The organism is Variovorax sp. YR266 (assembly GCF_900107295.1).
Classification (GTDB): Bacteria; Pseudomonadota; Gammaproteobacteria; order Burkholderiales; family Burkholderiaceae_C; genus Variovorax.
Genome location: NZ_FNPM01000020.1, coordinates 77,380 through 97,309, shown reverse-complemented (window position 1 = coordinate 97,309; position 19,930 = coordinate 77,380). Strand labels below are relative to the sequence as shown.

General features: G+C 66.6%; 19 protein-coding genes. 10 read left to right on the top strand and 9 right to left on the bottom strand.

Annotated elements, in window-relative coordinates:
• Positions 1-226 (bottom strand): alkaline phosphatase family protein (locus BLW48_RS32450; protein ID WP_177142488.1); only part of this gene is annotated, 226 nt, incomplete at its 3' end.
• A 1-nt stretch (position 227) separates the two neighbouring features.
• Positions 228-956 (bottom strand): phosphonate utilization associated transcriptional regulator, encoded by a 729-nt coding sequence (locus BLW48_RS32445; RefSeq protein ID WP_093058823.1) that lies wholly within the window; start codon positions 954-956, stop codon positions 228-230.
• Between the two features lie 159 nt (positions 957-1,115).
• Here BLW48_RS32445 and BLW48_RS32440 point away from each other — a divergent pair, with 159 nt between their 5' ends.
• From BLW48_RS32440 to BLW48_RS35540, 7 genes are all read left to right on the top strand, one after another.
• On the top strand, positions 1,116-2,156 hold the full coding sequence (locus tag BLW48_RS32440; RefSeq protein WP_093058824.1) for a putative 2-aminoethylphosphonate ABC transporter substrate-binding protein: 1,041 nt from the start codon (positions 1,116-1,118) through the stop codon (positions 2,154-2,156).
• Positions 2,157-2,336: 180 nt separating this feature from the next.
• Positions 2,337-3,473 carry a putative 2-aminoethylphosphonate ABC transporter ATP-binding protein gene (locus tag BLW48_RS32435; protein WP_093179733.1) on the top strand — a complete coding sequence of 379 codons (1,137 nt, stop codon included), beginning with the start codon at positions 2,337-2,339 and terminating at the stop codon, positions 3,471-3,473.
• The gene (locus BLW48_RS32430; protein ID WP_093179731.1) at positions 3,470-5,194 is read left to right on the top strand and encodes a putative 2-aminoethylphosphonate ABC transporter permease subunit; all 1,725 of its coding nucleotides are present in this window, start codon (positions 3,470-3,472) and stop codon (positions 5,192-5,194) included. The genes BLW48_RS32435 and BLW48_RS32430 overlap by 4 nt, the downstream gene beginning before the upstream one ends.
• A 56-nt stretch (positions 5,195-5,250) precedes the next feature.
• A complete protein-coding gene (locus BLW48_RS32425; RefSeq protein WP_093058827.1) occupies positions 5,251-6,381 on the top strand; it encodes a 2-aminoethylphosphonate--pyruvate transaminase in 1,131 nt (376 codons plus the stop codon).
• A gap of 10 nt (positions 6,382-6,391) precedes the next feature.
• Positions 6,392-7,258 (top strand): formyltetrahydrofolate deformylase, encoded by an 867-nt coding sequence (purU, locus tag BLW48_RS32420; RefSeq protein WP_093058884.1) that lies wholly within the window; start codon positions 6,392-6,394, stop codon positions 7,256-7,258.
• 33 nt (positions 7,259-7,291) lie between these two features.
• Positions 7,292-9,592: a GcvT family protein gene (locus BLW48_RS32415; RefSeq protein WP_143047849.1), complete on the top strand. Its 2,301-nt coding sequence runs from the start codon at positions 7,292-7,294 to the stop codon at positions 9,590-9,592.
• Positions 9,592-9,747, top strand: a complete 156-nt coding sequence (locus BLW48_RS35540; protein WP_177142487.1) for an aminomethyltransferase family protein — start codon at positions 9,592-9,594, stop codon at positions 9,745-9,747. Before BLW48_RS32415 ends, BLW48_RS35540 begins: the two co-directional genes overlap by 1 nt.
• Positions 9,748-9,792: 45 nt before the next feature.
• On the opposite strand, the gene BLW48_RS32410 is transcribed toward BLW48_RS35540, so the two are convergent.
• Positions 9,793-10,707 (bottom strand): LysR family transcriptional regulator, encoded by a 915-nt coding sequence (locus BLW48_RS32410; RefSeq protein WP_093058829.1) that lies wholly within the window; start codon positions 10,705-10,707, stop codon positions 9,793-9,795.
• A 162-nt stretch (positions 10,708-10,869) separates the two neighbouring features.
• Between BLW48_RS32410 and BLW48_RS32405 the strand changes: the two genes are divergently transcribed.
• The 3 genes from BLW48_RS32405 (at position 10,870) to BLW48_RS32395 (ending at position 13,900) form a co-directional block, all read left to right on the top strand.
• Positions 10,870-11,862 carry a Bug family tripartite tricarboxylate transporter substrate binding protein gene (locus BLW48_RS32405; protein WP_093179730.1) on the top strand — a complete coding sequence of 331 codons (993 nt, stop codon included), beginning with the start codon at positions 10,870-10,872 and terminating at the stop codon, positions 11,860-11,862.
• On the top strand, positions 11,862-13,412 hold the full coding sequence (locus tag BLW48_RS32400; protein WP_093179728.1) for an amidase: 1,551 nt from the start codon (positions 11,862-11,864) through the stop codon (positions 13,410-13,412). Before BLW48_RS32405 ends, BLW48_RS32400 begins: the two co-directional genes overlap by 1 nt.
• A gap of 95 nt (positions 13,413-13,507) precedes the next feature.
• The gene (locus BLW48_RS32395; RefSeq protein WP_093058832.1) at positions 13,508-13,900 is read left to right on the top strand and encodes a nuclear transport factor 2 family protein; all 393 of its coding nucleotides are present in this window, start codon (positions 13,508-13,510) and stop codon (positions 13,898-13,900) included.
• 10 nt (positions 13,901-13,910) lie between these two features.
• On the opposite strand, the gene BLW48_RS32390 is transcribed toward BLW48_RS32395, so the two are convergent.
• From BLW48_RS32390 to BLW48_RS32365, 6 genes are all read right to left on the bottom strand, one after another.
• Positions 13,911-14,279, bottom strand: coding sequence for a hypothetical protein (locus tag BLW48_RS32390; protein WP_256216981.1), 369 nt, complete (start codon positions 14,277-14,279; stop codon positions 13,911-13,913).
• Positions 14,280-14,403: 124 nt separating this feature from the next.
• Entirely contained in the window at positions 14,404-15,060 is a 657-nt protein-coding gene (locus BLW48_RS32385) for a hypothetical protein (protein ID WP_093179740.1), read from the bottom strand.
• A 104-nt stretch (positions 15,061-15,164) separates the two neighbouring features.
• Positions 15,165-16,109, bottom strand: a complete 945-nt coding sequence (locus BLW48_RS32380; protein ID WP_093081415.1) for an FHA domain-containing protein — start codon at positions 16,107-16,109, stop codon at positions 15,165-15,167.
• A 39-nt stretch (positions 16,110-16,148) separates the two neighbouring features.
• Positions 16,149-18,308 carry a TOMM precursor leader peptide-binding protein gene (locus BLW48_RS32375; protein WP_093179727.1) on the bottom strand — a complete coding sequence of 720 codons (2,160 nt, stop codon included), beginning with the start codon at positions 18,306-18,308 and terminating at the stop codon, positions 16,149-16,151.
• Positions 18,301-19,053 carry a class I SAM-dependent methyltransferase gene (locus BLW48_RS32370; RefSeq protein ID WP_093179725.1) on the bottom strand — a complete coding sequence of 251 codons (753 nt, stop codon included), beginning with the start codon at positions 19,051-19,053 and terminating at the stop codon, positions 18,301-18,303. The genes BLW48_RS32375 and BLW48_RS32370 overlap by 8 nt, the downstream gene beginning before the upstream one ends.
• 94 nt (positions 19,054-19,147) lie before the next feature.
• Positions 19,148-19,930: a BMA_0021/BMA_0022 family TOMM bacteriocin gene (locus BLW48_RS32365; RefSeq protein WP_093179724.1), complete on the bottom strand. Its 783-nt coding sequence runs from the start codon at positions 19,928-19,930 to the stop codon at positions 19,148-19,150.

The window sequence follows — 19,930 nt, the reverse complement described above, 5'->3', positions numbered from 1 at the left end:
CGCCGGTGACGATGGACAGGTTGTTCGGGTTGGTGAAGGAGGGCACCACGCAGTCGGCCAGCAGGTCTGCTCCGGTCTTGCGCATGCGCTCGATGCAGGGGGCTACGCCGGCTGCGATGGCGGCATCCAGGTACGCAGGCTCGCAGCCATCGACGCACACCACCACGACGGGGCGGCTCATCCAGCGGTAGCTGCGGGCATTGACTTCGAGTGTCTCCGGTGTCATTTCAGACTTCCTTTTGGGGTGGGTTGTTCGATGCGGTCGCCGCGTCGGAATCGGCGCGGCCGAAGGCCTTGTGCATGCGCGCGCGGCTGCCCGCGACGTGCTGGCGCAGCGCGCGCCCTGCCGTGTCGGGGTCGCCGCTGGCAATGGCGTCGACGATGTCGCGGTGCTCGTCGGCCGACACGCGCAGGCCGCCGCCGCTGTCGAGCGCACGCATTCTGAAAAGGTGCAGCTCCTTGACCAGGCGCTTGTAGGTTTCGGTGAGCTTCTTGCTACCGGCCGTGTCGAGCAGGATCTCGTGGAACTGCAGGTTGAGCTGCGCGTACTGCTCCACGTCCTGCGCCTGGGCTGCCGAGCGCATTGCATCGAGCATGGCGCGCAGGCGCTCGACCGCGTCGGGCTTGATGGCGAGCGCCACGCGCCGGCCGATGATTTCTTCCAGGGCCTCGCGCAGTTCGTAGATTTCGTCGGCTTCCTCGAATGCGATCTCGCGCACGAAGACGCCACGGTTCTTTTCGTTGCGCACGAGGCCGGCCTCTTCCAGCGCACGCAACGCCTCGCGGATAGGGCCGCGGCTGGTATTGAAGCGCTGCGAGAGTTCGCTCTCGTTGATGCGGCTGCCCACGGGGAGCTCGCCGGTCATGATCAAACGCTCGATTTCTTCCTGCATCAGCATCGGCAGCGAGCTGGACTGGAGAAACGCGAGGGCGGCGGAGTGATTGGTGGTGACCATGGGGCGTATTTTCCCCGAGGATTGAAAACTGTCAACAATTTTTTATTGACAGTCTTCAATCAGCAATCTACATTGCGTTCACCGGACCTTGGAACGCCACGCGCCGGAGCCCGCCACTCACTCACCCCCTGTGACAGCAAGCCACTTCAGGAGAAACAGATGACGATGAAACAAAGCACGCGCCGTCTCACGGCGGCCCTGTGCGTTGCGGCGCTAGGCCTCATGGCCGGCGGCGCCGCCTGGGCGCAGAAGACTCCGCTCCTGGTCTACACGGCGCTCGAGACCGACGCCATGAAGCTCTACAAGGACGCCTTCGAAAAAGCCAACCCCGACATCGAAGTGAAGTGGGTGCGCGACTCCACCGGCATCGTCACCGCCAAGCTGCTGGCCGAAAAAGCCAACCCGCAGGCCGACGTGGTGGCCGGCCTGGCCGCCAGCAGCCTCGCGCTGCTGCAGCAGGAAGGCATGCTCCTGCCCTACGAGCCCAAGGGCTTCAAGGACCTGAACCCCGCCTACTCCGACAGCGCCCGCCCGCCGGCCTGGGTCGGCATGGACGTCTGGGCCGCAACCATCTGCTTCAACCGCGTCGAGGCCCAGAAGCTCGGCCTGCCCAAGCCCGAGAGCTGGAAGGACCTGGCCAAGCCCGTCTACAAGGGCACCATCTCGATGCCGCACCCGGCCTCCAGCGGCACCGGTTATCTCGACGTGTCGTCATGGCTGCAGAACATGGGCGACGCCGAAGGCTGGAAGTACATGGACGCGCTGCACCAGAACATCGCGCAGTACGTGCACTCGGGCTCCAAGCCCTGCAAGCAGGCCGGCGCGGGTGAGTTCCCCATCGGCATCTCGTTCGAGTTCCGCGCGCACCAGGTCAAGAAGTCGGGCGCGCCGGTCGACCTGATCTTCCCGAAGGAAGGCCTGGGCTGGGACATCGAGGCCACCAGCATCATGAAGACGAGCAAGAAGACGGAACAGGCCAAGCGCTTCGCCGACTGGATGGCCAGCAAGGAGGCCAACCAGATCACCTCCACATGGTGGGCGGTAGTGGCCTACCCCGGCGTGGCCTCGAAGCTCGAAGGCATTCCGGACAACTACGAAAAGCTGCTCGCCAAGAACGACATCAACTGGGCAGCGAAGAACCGCGAGCGCATCCTGGCGGAATGGAGCAAGCGCTACGAAGGCAAGGCTGAACCGAAATAAGGCTCGCCCCCAGGCTGCGCGCACTTCGTGTCGCTTCGCCAACCCCCTACCCGGGGCGACACCTGCGGCCCGGCAAAGCCGGTTCCGCGGTGTCCCACGAATCGGCTCGACAGGCCTGCAGCTCTTATCCCAACCCGCGACGCCCATTTCTGTGGCGTGCGCCAACGACGAGTGCGAAAAATGGATATGACCGACACCAAGTTCATTGCCAGCCCGGTGCCTGCTAGCGCTCCTGCAGCGCTCGAGATCGTCGGCGTTCGCAAGGACTTCGAATCCTTCAGCGCGCTGCGCGACGTGCACCTGCGCGTGAACCCGGGCGAGATGCTGTGTTTTCTGGGCCCCTCGGGCTGCGGCAAGACCACGCTGCTGCGCATCATCGCGGGGCTGGAAACGCAGACCGCCGGGCAGATCCTGCAGAACGGCAAGGACGTCTCGTGGCTGCCGCCGGACCGGCGCGACTACGGCATCGTCTTCCAGTCGTATGCGCTCTTTCCCAACCTGTCGATTGCCGAGAACATCGGCTACGGGCTGGTCAACAGCCGCGCCAAACGGGGTGAGATCAAGGTGCGAGTCGAAGAGCTGCTGAAGCTCGTCGGCCTGCCGACCTCGGGCAACAAATACCCGAGCCAGCTTTCGGGCGGCCAGCAGCAACGCGTGGCACTGGCCCGCGCGCTCGCCACGCGCCCCGGCCTGCTGCTGCTCGATGAGCCGCTGTCGGCGCTCGATGCGCTGGAGCGCATTCGCCTGCGCGGCGAAATCCGCCGGCTGCAGAAGCAGGTCGGCATCACGACCATCATGGTCACGCATGACCAGGAAGAGGCGCTGTCGATGGCCGACCGCATCGTGGTCATGAACCACGGCGTGATCGAGCAGGTCGGCACGCCGATGGAAGTCTACGAACAGCCGGCCACGCCCTTCGTGGCCGATTTCGTCGGCAAGGTCAACGTGCTGCGCGCGGTGGCGCTGGGCAACCATCGCTTCAAGGTGGGCGACATGGAACTGCAGTGCGATGCCTGCGACGGCGCCTTCGAGCCCGGCGAAGCCGTCAACCTCTACCTGCGCCCCGAAGACCGTGCGGTCGAGCACCTGGGCGACGACACGGCCAACCGCCTGCAGGCGCTGGTCACCAAGGTCGAATTCCTCGGCGGCCTGTGCATCGCCGAAGTGACGGCCGATGCGCTGCACGGACAAACGCTCGGCCTGCACTTCTCGCTCAACCAGCTGCACGACCTCGACATCCGCGAAGGCAACACCATCGACATCGCGCTGCGCGCCAACCGCATCCGCGCCTTCTCCGCACGCAGCCCGAAGCCATGAACACGCTGGCACACCCTCGCCCTTCGTTCGCCGCGCGACCGGCCATGCGCTGGAGCCGCGACGAGACCATTGCCCGGGTCATCCTGTTCGTGGTGATGGCGATGCTCTTCGTGTTCCTGATCGCACCACTGGCGACCATCCTGGCCCACGCGGTGCAGGACAAGGACGGCCGCTTCGTCGGCCTCGCCCACTTCATCACCTACTTCCAGACGCCGAGCCTGCTGCGCGCGGCGTGGAACTCGGTGTGGGTCTCGGCGGCGGTGGTGATGATCTCGGTGCCCACCGCCTTCGTCTTTGCCTACGCGCTCACGCGCAGCTGCATGCCGGCGCCGCTGAAGGCGGTGTTCCGCCTCATCGCGCTGATTCCGCTGCTGGCGCCCTCGCTGCTCTCGGCCATTTCCTTCGTGCAGTGGTTCGGCAACCAGGGGGCTCTCAAGTTCCTGCTGGGCGGCGCGTCGATCTACGGTGCGCCCGGCATCATCCTGGCCGAGGTCTACAACACCTTTCCGCATGCGCTGATGATCCTGGTCACCGCACTGTCGCTCGCCGACGGCCGGCTGTACGAGGCGGCCACCGCGCTGCGCACGCGGCCGTCGCGCCAGTTCATGACCATCACGCTACCCTCGTGCAAGTACGGCCTCATCAGCGCGGCGACCGTGGTCTTCACCTACGTGGTGAGCGACTTCGGCGCGCCCAAGGTGATCGGCGGCAACTTCAACGTGCTGTCGGTCGATGTGTTCAAGCAGGTGGTCGGGCAGCACAACTTCTCCATCGGCGCGGTGGTGGGCATGCTGCTGTTGCTTCCCTCGATCATTTCCTTCGTGATCGACTACGTGGTGCGGCGCAAGCTGAAGGCGCAGCTCACGGCCCGCTCGGTGCCCTACAGCCCCAAGCGCCGCAAGCTCGCCGATCCGCTGCTGATGCTGTTCTGCGCGGTCGTGTGCGGGCTGCTGCTGGCCACCATCGGCATGGCGATCTACACCTCGCTGATCTCGCTGTGGCCCTACGACCTTTCGCTCACGCTCAAGCACTACCACTTCGTGCTGGTCGAAAGCGACATGGCCGCGGCCTACGGCAACAGCCTGATCGTTGCCATGGCCACCGCCGTGGCCGGCTCGCTGATCGTCTTCGTGGGCGCCTACCTGATCGAGAAGACGCGCAACCTCGGCCTGATGCGCAAGGGCATGCATCTGATGGCGGTGCTGTCGATGGCGGTGCCGGGCCTTGTGCTCGGGCTGGGCTACGTGATGTTCTTCAACCATCCGGCCAACCCGCTGAACTTTCTCTACCAGACGATGGCGATCCTGATCATCTCGATGGTGGTGCACTACTACACCTCGAGCCATCTCACGGCCGTGACGGCGCTCAAGCAGATCGACAACGAGTTCGAAGCCGTGTCGGCCTCGCTCAAGGTGCCGTTCTTCAAGACCTTCCTGCGCGTGACGGTGCCGGTGTGCCTGCCGGCGATCCTGGACATCGGGCGCTACTTCTTCGTGGTGTCGATGGCCAGCCTGTCGTGCGCCATCTTTCTCTACACGCCGGAGACCATTCTGGCCTCGGTCGCGATCATGCATCTGGACGACGCCGGCGACATCGGCCCGGCCGCGGCGCTGGCCAGCCTGATCGTCGTCACCTCGACCATCGTGTGCATCGCCTACTCGCTGCTGACGCGCGTGCTGCTGTCGCGCACGCAGGCCTGGCGCAACCTGAGCCGCGGTTGAACGGCGGCCCCTCTGTCTTCCCCTTCCTCTCATTTCTTTCCCTGCCTGGAGACATCATGAGTCAAGCCCCCTACCCCATTCTTCTCACGCCCGGCCCCCTGACCACTTCGGACCGCACGCGGCAGGCGATGCTGCGCGACTGGGGATCGTGGGACGCCGACTTCAACCAGATCACCGCACGCATCCGCAAGCATGTGCTGGAGATCGTGCACGGCACCGGCACGCACGAGTGCGTTCCGCTGCAGGGCAGCGGAACCTTCTCGGTGGAAGCTGCCATCGGCACCGTCGTGCCGCGCGACGGCCACGTGCTGGTGCCGAGCAATGGCGCGTACTGCCAGCGGCTCGCCAAGATCTGCAAGGTGCTCGGCCGCAAGCTGACCACCATCGACTACACGGAAGAAAAGCAGGTCTCGCCGGCCGACGTTGACCGGGCGCTCGCGGCCGACCCAGGCATCACCCACGTCGCGGTGGTGCACTGCGAAACCGGCGCCGGCGTGCTCAACCCCCTGCACGAGATCGCGGTGGTCGTCGCCAGGCACGGCCGCGGGCTGATCATCGACGCCATGAGCTCCTTCGGCGCGCTGGAGATCGATGCGCGCAAGACGCCCTTCGATGCTGTCGTCGCCGCTTCGGGCAAATGCCTCGAAGGCGTGCCGGGCATGGGTTTCGTCGTCATCAAGCGCAGCACGCTCGAGAAGTGCGAAGGCAACTGCCACTCGCTGAGCATGGACCTGTACGACCAGTGGGTGTACATGGAGAAGACCACGCAGTGGCGCTTCACGCCGCCTACGCACGTGGTCGCCGCGCTCGACACCGCCATCGCGCAGTACATCGAGGAAGGCGGCCTTGCGGCGCGCGGCGGGCGCTATGCGCGCAACTGCAAGGCGCTGATCGAAGGCCTGGCTTCGCTGGGCATCCGCAGCTTCCTGGAGTCCGCCATCCAGGCGCCGATCATCGTCACCTTCCACGCGCCCGACGATGCCAACTACGACTTCAAGACCTTCTACCAGGAGGTGAAGAAGCGCGGCTACATCCTCTACCCCGGCAAGCTCACGCAGGTGGAGACCTTCCGCGTCGGCTGCATGGGCCACTTCGGCGAGGCGGGCATTCCGGGCGCCGTGGCCGCCATCGGCGAGACGCTCAAGGCCATGGGCATCAGGCGCGTCACCGCACCCGTTGCCGCCTGAAGGCATGGCAATGGGCGACGAAACACCACGCCGCTACATCCTCACCCTCACCTGCCCGGACCGCACGGGCATCGTGGCGGGCGTGGGCAGCTTCATCGCAAGCCACGGCGGCCTGATCACCCAGGCCGCACAGCACGGTGACGCGCTGCACAACCGCTTCTACATGCGGGTGGAGATCCAGGCCGACACGCTGCCCTTCTACCTGGACGAACTGCGCGAACGCTTCGCGCCGGTCGCCAAGCAGTTCGACATGGAGTGGAGCGTTTCCGACAGCTCGGTGAAGAAACGCATGCTGGTGCTGGTGAGCAAGCTCGACCACTGCCTGAACGACCTGCTGCACCGCTGGCGCAACAAGGACTTGCACTGCGAAATTCCGTGCGTGATCTCCAATCACAACGACCTGCGATCCTTCGTCGAGTGGCACGGCATCCCGTTCTTCCACGTGCCGGTGACGCCCGACACCAAGACGCAGGCCTACGCCGAAGTGGAGCGGCTGTTCCGCGAGTTCAGCGGCGACTTCATGGTGCTCGCGCGCTACATGCAGGTGCTGTCGGACGACATGACCCAGCGCCTGCGCAACCGCATCATCAATATCCACCACAGCTTCCTGCCGGCCTTCGTCGGCGGCAAGCCCTACCACCAGGCCTTCGAGCGCGGCGTGAAGATGACCGGCGCAACCAGCCACTACGTGACGGCCGAGCTCGACGCCGGCCCGATCATCGACCAGGGCGTGATCGACATCGACCACGGCAACTCGATCGAGGAGATGGTGCGGCTCGGCAAGGACATCGAAAAGAGCGTGCTGTCGCGCAGCGTGCGCCTCCACCTGGAAGACCGGATCCTGGTCCATCGCAACAAGACGGTGGTCTTCAAGTAACCCTCCCTCAACCAACGAGTCCTCCGACACATCATGGCGACGCCACTTCCCTCCCATGCGCAGGTCGTCATTGCGGGCGGCGGCATTGCCGGCTGCAGCGCGGCCTACCACCTCACCCAGCTCGGCTGCACCGACGTGATCGTGCTCGAACAAGGCCAGCTCACCTGCGGCACGACCTGGCATGCCGCCGGGCTGGTCGGCCAGCTGCGCGCGAACCGCAGCATGACGAAGATGAGCCGCTACGGCATCGACCTGTATGCCTCGCTCGAAGCCGAGACGGGCCTGGCCACCGGCTGGAAACGGTGCGGCAGCATCACGGTCGCCCGAACGCCCGAGCGCATGACGCTTCTGCGACGGACCATCGCCACGGCCCACAGCTTCGGCATCGAGGCCGAGTTCATCACGCCGGCCGAAGCGCTGGAGTTGTGGCCGCTGATGCGCATCGACGATCTCGTGGGCGCAGTCTGGCTGCCCGGCGACGGCAAGGCGAACCCGACCGACCTCACGCAATCGCTGGCCAAGGGCGCGCGCAACCGCGGCGCGAAAATTTTCGAGGGCGTGCAGATCACCGGCACGATCATCGAGAACGGCCGCATCGTCGGCGTCGAGACCAGCCAGGGCACGGTGCGCTGCGAGAGCTTTCTCAACTGCGCCGGCCAATGGGCGCGCGAGCTGGGCAAGATCTCGGGCGTCAACATTCCGCTGCATTCGGCCGAGCACTTCTACCTGGTCACCAAGGAGATCGAAGGCGTCCACCGGGACCTGCCGGTGCTGCGCGACCCCGACGGCTACATCTACTACAAGGAAGAAGTCGGCGGCCTGGTGATGGGCGGCTTCGAGCCGGTGGCCAAGCCCTGGGGCATGGACGGCATCCCGCCGAAGTTCGAGTTCCAGCTGCTGCCGGACGACATGGACCAGTTCCAGATCCTGCTCGACGAAGCGGTGCACCGCACGCCGACGCTGGAGACCACCGAGATCAAGCTGTTCCTGAACGGCCCCGAGAGCTTCACGCCGGACGGCAACTTCATCCTCGGTGAAGCGCCCGAAGTGCGCGGCTATTTCGTGGCCGCCGGCTTCAACTCGGCCGGCATCGCCAACGCGGGCGGCGCGGGCAAGCTGATCGCCGAATGGATCGTCGGCGGCGCCGCGCCGGCCGATCTGCTCGACGTGGACATCCGCCGCTTCGCGCCCTTCAACAGCAACAAGCGCTGGCTGAAGGACCGCACGGTGGAAGCGCTCGGGCTGCACTACGCAATGCGCTGGCCGCGCCACGAGCTGGAGTCCGGACGACCGCTGCGCCGCTCGCCGCTGTACGACCGGCTCAAGGCCAAGGGCGCCGCCTTCGGCAGCAAGCTGGGATGGGAGCGCGCGAGCTGGTTCGCATTGCCGGGGCACGAGGCGCACGCCCGCTACGGCTTCGGCCGCCCCGACTGGCTGGATGCCTGCATCGAAGAGCAGATGGCGGTGCGGCGAGACGTGGTTGTCTTCGACCAGACCTCGTTCGGCAAGCTCATGGTGCAGGGCCGCGACGCCGAGCTGCTGCTGCAGCGCCTGTGCGCCAACGATGTGGCGATCCGGCCTGCAAGCATGGTCTACACCGCGCTGCTCAACGAACGCGGCGGCTTCGAGAGCGACCTCACGGTGATGCGGCTGGCGGCAGACTGCTTCCTGATCATCACCGGCTCCGCTCAGCCCTGCCGCGACATCGGCCACATCAGGCGCCACATGCATGCGCACGAGCATGTGACGGTGACGGACGTGACCTCCAGCTACTGCACCCTCACGGTGACCGGCCCGAAGGCGCAGCAGCTGCTGTCCCGGGTCACGCCGCAGGACCTGGGCAAGGAGGCGTTTCCGCAATCGGCAGTGATCGAGATCGATGTCGGCTACGCGCGCGCACTCGCGGCCAAGGTCTCGTACGTCGGCGGTCCGGGATGGGAGCTGTACATCCCGACTGAGATGGCGGTGCATGTGTACGACACGCTGTTCGACGCGGGCACCGACCTGGGCCTTCGCGACGGCGGCTACTACACGATCGACGCCTTGCGCATCGAGGCCGGGCGCCGGGCCTTCGGTCTCGAACTTGGTCCGGACGAAAACCCGTTCGAGGCGGGCCTGGAATTCGCGGTCCAGCTGGACAAGCCGGTTGCCTTCATCGGACAGGCCGCGCTCGCGAAGATCACACCCGAACGGCTCTCCAAGCGTCTGATGATGTTCACGCTGGACGACCCGCAGGCCTTCGCATGGGGCGGCGAACCGATCCTGCGCAACGGCAAGGCCGTCGGCGAGCTGACCTCCACGGCTTACAGCGCGGTACTGGAGCGGATGTGGTGATGGGCTACGTACGCAGCGCCGAGCCACTGACGAGGGAAGAGGCAATGCACGGCGAGTACGAAATCGACATCGCCGGCCAGCGCTTTGCAGCCACGCCGCAATCGCGGCCGCCTTACCCCTCGCTCATCAAGGCTGCGCTCGAACGGCGCGGATAGCTGAAACCAGCCTGACGCCCGCTGAAGGCGGCGCAACCCCAGGGCCTATCCGCTGGCCTTGACGGCCTCCACCAGATGCCGCACGAAGGCTTTCGCGGCATCGGGCAGCGAGCGGCCCGCCATGGTCTCTATTTCCAGGTGCCGCTCGTTCATTTCGCGGTCTTTCACGGGGAGGGCGACCAGCGCCTTGCTCTGCAGCAGCGTGCGTATCGACAGCGGGCCGTAGAAGGCGATGCTGCCGCCGCCGGCCGCTGCAAAGCTCAGCAGCGCATTCGCGTGGTTGCTGGACATGGCCTGTGAATAGCGCAGCCCCTGCCGGGCGCAGCTTGCGTCGAGCAGGCGGCGTATGGAGCTGTCTTCCTGCGGCAGCCCCAGCGGATACGCGACCACCTGGCGCAGCGACAGCTGCCGTTGCTGCGCCAATGGGTGGTCCCTGGCCATCACGGCGAGGATGGGGCTGGGGTACCGCAGCTGGATCTCGATGCCGGGCTCGGGCGCAGCGCTCAGGGTGATGCCTACGTCGGCCTCGCCGTCGCGCACCTGGCTCGAAATATCGGTGGGCGAGCAGACCTCCAGGTGAAAGCGGATGCCCTCGTGCTTGCGGCGGAAGTCCGCGATCAGTCTGGGAATGAAGTCGAAGGCAAAGCCCTCGGTGCTCGCCACGCGCACATGGCCGCTGCGCAGGCCGCGCAGGCCGGCGATGTCGTTCGTGACCCGCTCGATGTCTTGTTGCGCCCGCTTGGCGTGTGCCGCCAGCAGCTCGCCCGCGGCATTGGGCACCATGCCGCGCGCATGGCGCTCGAACAGCAGGGTGTCGAGTTCGCGCTCCAGCCGCGCCACCTGCCGGCTCACCGCCGAGGGCGCCACGTTGAGCTTGAGCGCTGCCTCCTTCACGGAGCCGGTTTTCACGACCTCGAGAAAGTAGCGCACCGCGGTCTCCTGCAAGGCACGAAGCTGCATGAATTTCTCCTGTGGCGTGGCCCGAAACGGATTTCGTTGATTGCCGATTCGGCAACGCAGAATTCTAAACATTGCGCTTGTGACACCGGCATGACGCTCCTAGGATGAACCCGCCCTCTCCCGATCCCCATCGAAATCCCCGTCGAAATCCAGGAGTTCCCGATGAACCGTCTCCCGCTCATGGCGCGCATGGCACTGGTATGTGGCCTCGCACTTGGCGCCCTGCCGCTGACCGCGCCCGCCGCCGCGGCGGCGGACTTTCCCTCGCGCCCGATCACGCTGGTCATTCCGTTCCCGCCGGGTGGGGCGACGGACGTCAACGGGCGCGTGATCGCGCAACGTCTGGGCAAGGAGCTCGGCCAGCCCGTCATCATCGAGAACCGCGCGGGCGCCGGCACGGTGGTCGGCGCAAGCTATGTGTCGAAGGCCGCGCCCGATGGCTACACGCTGCTGATCAGCTCGGGCTCGACGTTCACCGTCAACCCCGCGATCCGCGCCACCCTGCCCTACGACCCGGTGAAGAGCTTCGACCCCATCGGCATCGCGGGTCGCGTCGCGCTGATCCTGCTGGCGAACAGCGAGGTGCCTGTGCAGACGGTGAAGCAGTTCGTCGATTACGTGAAGGCCTCGCCGGGCAAGTATTCGTACGGCTCCTTCGGCACCGGCACCACCGCGCAGTTCGCCGGCGAAACCATGCTGCATGCCACTGGCCTGAAGATGACGCACATCCCCTACAAGGGCAGCGCGCCCGCAATGACCGACCTGATGGGAGGCCAGATTCCGTTCAGCATCGACACGGTGAGCGCGGCGATCCCGCAGCTCAAGAGCGGAAAGATCAAGGCCATTGCGCTGACGACTGCGAAGCGCTCCGCCCTGCTGCCCGATGTGCCCACCTTCGCCGAGAGCGGTTATGCCAGCGTCGACATGGACTCGTGGCTGATGATCGCCGTCCCGAAGGGCGTGCCCGCCGACGTGAAGGCCAAGCTTGAGAAGGCGCTGGCCGCGACCATCGCCGACCCCGAAACGCGTACCAAGCTGCTGGGCCAGGGGCTGGAGCCGGCGTTCAGCAGCAGTACCGCGTCGAGTGAGCTGATCAACCGCGAACTGCCCTTGATGCGTGCCGTTGCGGCTCGCGCAAACATCACAGCCGACTGATGAACCCGACGAACAACACTTCCCGCGACACCAGCACTGAGCTCGTCGAAAAATCCGCCGTCGAACTGCGCCGCCTCATCGGCAGCAAGGCCATCTCGCCCGTCGAGCTCCTTGAAGCATGCATCTCGCGCATCGAGCGCGTGAACCCCTTCGTCAACGCGGTGACCGCAACCTGTTTCGAGCGAGCGCGCAACGAAGCCATGGTGGCCGAAAGCGCCGTGATGCGCGGCGACTCGCTCGGCCTGCTGCACGGCCTTCCGCTGGGCGTGAAAGACCTGGAGCCCACCGAAGGCCTGCTCACGACCTGGGGCTCGGCGATCTACCGCGACCATGTGCCCACGGAAGACATCGAGCTGGTCGCCCGCCTGCGCCGCGCGGGCGCCATCGTGGCGGGCAAGACCAACGTGCCCGAGATGGGCGCGGGCGCCAACTCGCGCAACGACGTGTGGGGCGCCACGGGCAACCCCTTCAATCCGAACCTGAATGCCGGCGGCTCCTCGGGCGGCTCGGCGGCTGCGCTGGCCTGCGACATGCTGCCCGTGTGCACCGGCTCCGACACCGGCGGGTCGCTCCGCATTCCGGCGGCCAAGTGCGGCGTGGTGGGCTTCCGGCCGTCGCCGGGCATCGTGCCCAGCGTGCGCAAGCCATTGGGCTGGACGCCCATTTCGGTCGTCGGCCCCATGGGCCGGACGGTGGAAGACGCCTGCCTGCAGATGGCGGCATCCGCCGGCATGCACGCGGGCGACCCGCTGAGCTATCCGCTCGACCCGATGTCTTTTCTGGCGCCCGCGCAGGTCGACCTGGCCGGCCTGCGCGTGGCGTGGACCGAAGACTTCGGCACCTGCGCAGTGGACGACGGCATCCGCGCCACCTTCCGGCAGAAGATCGAAGCCATGCGGCACCTGTTCCGCCGCTGCGACAAGGTCGAGTTCGACATGGGCGAGGCGCACCGCTGCTTCGACGTGCTGCGTGCCGAGGCCTTCGTGGCGGGCATGCAGGCGGCCTACGAGCGCGACCCCGCCAGCCTGGGACCCAACCCGCGCGCGAACTACGAGATGGGCGCTCGCATGAGCCTGCTCGACAGCGCCTGGGCGCAGGCCGAGCAGACGCGGCTCATCAAGCGCTTTCAGACGACCTTCGCCGACTACGACCTGGTGCTGTCGCCCACCACGCCGGTGTCGCCCTTTCCGTGGACGCAGCTGTATGCCGGCCACATCAACGGAGAGCAGCAGGCCAACTATTACCGCTGGCTGGCGCTGACCTACGTGGTCACGCTGACCACGCACCCGGCCATTTCGCTGCCCTGCGGACTCGACCATGCGGGCATGCCCTTCGGGCTGCAGGTGGTGGGCGGCTTTCGCGCCGACCACCAGGTGCTGGGCGCAGCGCGGGCGATGGAAGAAGCCTTCTCGGCCCACGCGCAGCTGCGCCGCCCGCGGCCGGACCTGGCCTCGTTGCGCATGGCCGAACCCGCGCTGACTTCGATCGTCAAGACGCCGCCGGTCTTCGACCGTCGCGGTACGAGGGCTGCCGCGGCGTCTGCCGTCTGAGGGAGCCGAGTCGCCAAGGCGCGGGGGAAGCCTTGCCATGTCGCACGCGGGTGCGTCAAATGCCGGGCATCTTCACTCACAGCCTCAGGAGAACCATGGCCATCGACACCCTCGCCACCTGGCACCGGCTCGTCAAGGAACGCGACGTGGCGGGGCTCGACGCCCTGCTGGACGACGAGGCCGTCTTCCACTCGCCGGTGGTGCACAAGCCCCAGGTCGGGAAAGCCATCACGCAGAAGTACCTGGCCGCGGCGTTCCAGGTCTTCTTCAACGAGAGCTTCCGCTATGTGCGCGAGCTCCGGTCCGCGAACGACGCCGTGCTCGAATTCGCGCTGGAGCTGGACGGCATCCAGATCAACGGCGTCGACATGATGAAGTGGAACGACGCAGGCAGGATCACCGAGTTCAAGGTGATGCTGCGCCCCCTGAAGGCGGTGAACCTCATTCACCAGAAGATGGCGGCGCAGCTCCAGGCGGCGCAATCCTAGTCAATCCCGGTCAGTCGGCGACGACCTGCAGGCTGCCCTGCACGCTGTACGCCCGCACGCACATGCGGGTCAGCTGCACGAGAAAGCGGAACACGGTCGGCTCGCACAGGCAGTCCGGCGTGATCGCCATGATGTCCTTGCGGAACTCCATCAGCCGGTCGCCGGACATCGCCATTTCGGCGGAGGCGCCGTAGTAGTTCTTCCAGAAGTCCTGCAGCAGGCCGCGCTTGACTTCGTCGATCACGAGCGTGTAGCCGCGCTCCCAGACCTCTTCGTCCATGGGCAGGCAGTCGACGCCGGGATCCTCCGGGCGGGCACCTGGGGGCACCAGGAACACGCGCCGCATGGCGACTCTTTCAACGGCGGTTTGCGAGTGCATCGCCGGACTCCGGAACTTCAGCGGTGATGGCTGCCTCAGCGGCATGGGGTATTGCAACATGGCGTGGCTTTCTCATGGTCGTCATCCTCGGCGGAGGCGCACGTTGTGTGACAGGCTTGGAATTTCAGGCCGCGAGCAGTCGCAGGCGGCTCGCGTTGGAATGGGCCAGGCTCTCCGGCTGGTCCCAGGTACCGTCCGCGTTCAGCGTGGTGGTCAACGCGTAGACGCCTGCCGGGAATGGCAGCTCCAGCGGGTTGTTGACCGTGCTGACGTCGATCACGCCGCCTTCCTCGTAGTCACCGTAGGCGATGAAGTACTTGGGCCGCGGCGAGAAGGCCAGGCTCTGGTTGGGGCGCGCCTGCGCCGCATACACCGTGCTGCCCCCCATGGTCACGCCCACAGCGGCCGCGGACCTGATCGGGATGTTGGGCGATTCGGCGAGATAGAAGCGGGATTGGTCGGGCCCCTGGGTGGGGTTCACGAACCGGTAGGCGCCGTTGTAGTCCAGCGTGATCTTGTTGTTCAGGCCGCTGGGGTCGTAGGTTTCAGTGGCGATGAACTGGATGCCGGGCTGCAGCTCGCCCGTTTCGGCCCAGGAGAAGCCGGTGTCGATGCTCCACTGGAACTTGACGCGCGAAGTCGGGCTCGGGTTCGAGAACCTGGCGAACCAGGCCAGCGACAGGGCATTCGGCGCCCATTGCGTCGGGTCGTTCTGGAACACCATGAAATAAGCCGAATGGCTCGCATGGTTGTTGACCGTGACGGAATAGATCATTCCCATGACAACTTCCCGGAAGTGGTTGATCAGCCAGTTCATGCCGCGACGGCGGCACCGAACTTGACGTCACTCTAGGGAGCGCAGGGATCGAATGGAATTACAGACGATTACACAGGTTGTGCACCGCCCTGGATCTCGAAGGGATAGTTGCCCAGCCGCACGGTCCCGCGACGCCGCTCGACCAGCGGCGGCTCGGCCAGATGGGGCGGCAATGCATTGAGGATCTGGTGCTTGGCGCGAAAGATCTGGATGTTCACGTAAGAGGGCTCCACGCCCAGCATGCGCGACAGTTCGTCCAGCCCGATCCAGCCCTGGCTCTGCGGCGCGATTCCTCTTTGCGCGTCTTTCTGGCGCACGCGCGCGAGCGTGACGAGGGTGTAGTGATGGATGCGTTCGCCGAGCGATACCGACTTGCCTTCCGCCACCAGGCTCAGGCTCGTGTGCTCCTCGTTCTGGCTGACGTTGAAGTGCAGCGCGACATCCGCCGATGCCGAGCCCGGCGCCGACGGCGTGATCGGGTTCTCGGAAGTGAACGCCAGGTCGTCGCACAGCACGAACTCCCACGTGCGAACCGCGGTGCGGACCATGGCACCGTCGCTCAGGGGCTCGATGCCGTCGATGTGCTCGAGCATCCATCTGCCGTCCTGGAAATACACGTTCACTTCGGGCTGGTGCTCGTCCGGCAGCAGGTTCTCGCGCAGGCCCAGCGCCAGCGGGGCAACGCCTCCATCGACAGGGAAAAGGCAGGTGACCGGCGGTGCCAGGTCGACCACGGTCCAGGCCGTTTCATCGCCCACGCCCATGCGGACTTCGGCGCCCACGGGCAAGGCAGTCCATCGGCCGCTGGGCAGCCGCTCGCCGTTCACGGTGGTGCCGTTGCGGCTCTGGTCGACGATTTCCCATGTGTGCCTGTTCCATCGCACCATCGCATGGACCTGCGACACGTCCGCTGCCTTCAGCACCGTCTGGCACGCCGAGGCGCGGCGGCCGAAGGCGTGCACGGGTCGCAGCATGATGGCGCGCTCGTCGAGCTTGTTCCTGAAAATGGCCATCGGCTTTCCCTTTTCTCCTTCTCTTGAAATCGGACCGTATCAGACGTACAGCGCCTGCGGATTCAGGTCGCTTTCGCACACCGGAGTGTCGCGCCATCCCATGGCGACTGGAACGCGGTACAGGCGCGGATTGCCCAGCTCCGGCCAGATGTGGCACAGCCCCGGCACGACCACCTTCACAGTGTGCAGGGGAATGTCGGGGCGCGTGTGGTCCAGGACGATGGTTTCCAGGCCGAGCGCAGCGGCAATGGCAACGCAGCGCCGGATCTCCTCTGCGATGTCCGTGCGCGCGGCTGGCGCCGGCACTACGTTGCCCGCGCCCGACGGCATGAGAAAGCGCGGCGGGCCTTCTTCCCTGGCTTCCCCGGCGGCACGCTGCATCGCGAAGGTCTTGCCGGCCGCGATCAACTGGCTCATTTCGGTGAGCGCACGCTCGCAGGCCAGCGCACGGTCGGGGCTGCAGCCGAAGCCGATGGCCCACGCGCCCGTTTGCAGATGCCGGCCGATGGCAACCGCTACCGGAATGCCGAAATCGTGGGTGATGTCGAGCACCCAGCGCTCCCATTGCGGGCCGCAGGTGCGCTCGACGCGCTGGCGGATTTCGTCGGACAGGCCGCCGAGGTCGATGGCCGGCCTGGGAACTTCGCCGTACCACCAGATGGCGGCGGCATCGCGCTCCACCAGTTCGAGAAAGCCCTGCAGGATGGCTTCCTCGCGCGTGTTCCCGGCGGCGCAGCCGTTCGATGTCCAGCTGACGTGGCACTGGCTTTGCGCCGGCGCATGGGCAAAGCAGAAGGCCAGCGGCAGGTAGCAGCGCTCATCGGCCGTGAGCGACCAGGCAGGCGTCCACCATGCGGGCCCGGACGACACGGACGACGCCACGGCATGCGGAGGCTTCTGCGCCGTGTCGAATCGCTCGCGCTGCCGGTCGCTGAAGAGCGCCAGCGCCTGCGGCTGGATGCAGCGCGCATCGAGGTCGGCGGCGAAGGCCACGACCGAGGCTTCGTCGCCCTGATGGAAGGCGGCATAGCGCTCGACCGCCTCGCACAGCGCGCTGGCGCGGGACTGGTCCATCGACATGCCCTTGCCGAGGCAGATCTGGGTCAGCACGCCGGGCAAAAGATCGTCGCCGGGCGGCGGCGTCCTGAAAATTTCGCTGCGATAGACGGTCAGCGCGCCCTCCGACTCGGCGTTCAGCGGCGCGATCTGCGCGATCACGCCGCACAGCGGGCTGACGTGTGGCGCCAGCCGCGCCACCGTGACCGAGGCCGGCACCGTGCGCCAGCCGCCATCGCGCCGGGCGATGGGCGGGCCAGACTCCAGCACGATGCGCTCGCGCTGCCGCTGCACCACGAGCCCCGGCGTTCCGCAATGCGGGCACTGGGGGCGGGCGGCGACGGAATGCAGCTGCGGCGAATCCAGCGTCCGCACCTGTGCGTCCGCATGCGTGGCGATCTGCTGCGCTATGAGCAGCAACTGGCCGAGGCGCTCGGCGACTAGCCGGTCACCTGCCCGCACCGGCAGGCCGCTGCCCGGGGTGCCATGCCGCGCCTGCCACCATGCACGCGCCGGCCGGTTCCTCAGCCAGCGGTGCGCGAGGCAATGCCAGCAGGGGCCGGCCGTCGCCGCGCCCGGCCTGAAGAATGGGCCGGCCATGGCCTGTTCGCCGGTGGGCTTGACCAGCAGCCAGGGACGACCCGAGGCGCGCTGCTGCGCATCGATGGTGCCGAGCCGGGGGTCGAGGTAGTCGTCGCAAAAAACGAGGGTGAGGCCGGTGTCGGCGAACGCCTGCGCCCAGCCGCTTGCCGCGTCGCCGCTCACCGCGTTCGACAGCGCGATGACATCCACATGGTCGGAGAGGGCCGTGCGCACATGCACCGCAGAAAAATCGGGCACGAGGTACGGCTCGCCGCCGTCCATCGCAACGGGTCGCACGAGCCCCTGGCGCGTCAACGCCTCGAGCGCATGCAGCATCTGCGCGAGCAGTGCGGCCGCGCCTTCGGTGCGGCAATAGGTGGCGAGGCTGACGCCCTCGCGCAGCACGCGCTCGACGGCCATGACTCCCGGCGAGCCGAGCACCGACAGGTCGTTCTCGCTGGGCAGCAGCAGGCGGTCCTGCAGCACCACCGGCGGCAGGTACTTGTCGTGCCAACGGAAAACCTCGCCGAAGAAATCCGGCGCCGCCGCAGCGCTACTCATCGTCTTTCAGGCCCAGCGCGAGGCGCACGACGGCATAGGGCCAGGCCCCCGTCGTGGCCCGGAACGCCGCCTCGAACAGCCGATGCTGTTCCGAGAATTGCGCGTAGATATGGTCTTCGGACAGCACTCGCATCGCCGGATGCAGGCCTGCGATGCGGGCGCCATCCTCGAAGCCCGACACCACCGGCAACCGCATGCCGCCCACCTCCATGGGCATGCGCGCGAACACCGGATGCACGTGGTCGAGCACGACGACACATGGCGTGGCGGTGTGTTCGAAGCGGCCGGCCAACCGGCGCAGAAGCGCCTCCAGCGGCGCCTGCGGAAGATAGGGGCAGACACCCTCCAGCATCGCGAGCACGGGCCGCTCGCCGGGCAGGTCGGCGGCGTCGAACCACGCGTCGTCGAGCACCGAGCATGCGAGGTCGCTCTCGCCCTCATGACGCGCGACGTGCTGCGCCCGCAGGCTGATGGCTTCAGGCAGATCGATGTTCAGCCAGCGGGAATTCGCCGTCACGGCGGCCCCGAGGCGGCTGCGCCGGGTGCAAAGCCCCGCGCCGAGCGTGATGCACAGGCCGGCAGGGTGGGCCGCGAGGAACTCGGCCGCATAGCGGTCGAACAGTGCGGCACGCAGGACAACGCTCCTGACGAATGCCGCGTCCTTCGCGTAAGCCGACAGATCGAAAGGCAGCGACGCCGCGATGCGCCGCGCCTCGGGATCGGAAAACACCGACGCATCGGCCACGCTGCCGGAGTCGGCACGCGCGGCCAGCGTCAGCAGGAGCGTGGCCGAGGCGCCTTGCAGCGCGCTCGTGGCCTGCCCCTGTTCGGCAGCGGACTCAGCAGGTGAAGGGATAGGCCGGGCCCGTGTTGTTGTACGAGGTGAGCGCGATCGGCCGCAGCTCCACTTCCACCGGAGCAGTCGGGTAGTTGAGACGGATGCCGTTCTTGATCAGCGAGCCGTTGGCGCCCTTCAGGTTCCATTCGCCCTTCGCTGCGTCCCATGTGAAGGCGGAGTTGGTCGTGAACAGGATCTTGAAGTTGAACGGGTTGTTGTAGCCCAGCCATTGGCTCAGCACGGGCGCCTTGTCGGCGTCGGGGTCGCGCGTCAGGTCGAAGAGGAACTCCGGCGATTGCCATGCGAGGGCGACCGCACGCAGCACCACGCCACCGAACGCCAGCAACGAACCGTCGCCGCCGCCAGGAATGCCGAGGCCGGTGGGCAGCGCGCCACCAATGAGGCCGGTCGGCGTTTCGAAGGCGGCAGCAGGGCCCATGAAGTCCGGGAACAGCTGGTAGTAAGCGGCCAGGGCCTCCGTAGGCTGCGACGACGGTGCCTGCGGCAGCACGATGACAAAGGAATCGTCAGGGCCGACCCAGCCGGACGTCAGCATCGGCTTCCATGCGGCGCGCATGTCCGGATTGGGGTCCTGGAAGAGCGAGATGTCGAGCAGCGGCCACTGCGTCGGCAGGCCGAAGTCGTCGTGCAGCATCTGCTGGATGTCCGACGCGCCGAGCAGCTTTGCGCGATAGGCGTCGTCTTGCCACGATTTGGCAATGCCGCGCAGGTAGGCAAGGCGGAATTCGAGCAAAGGGTCGGCAGCTTGGCTTTGAAAGGTCAT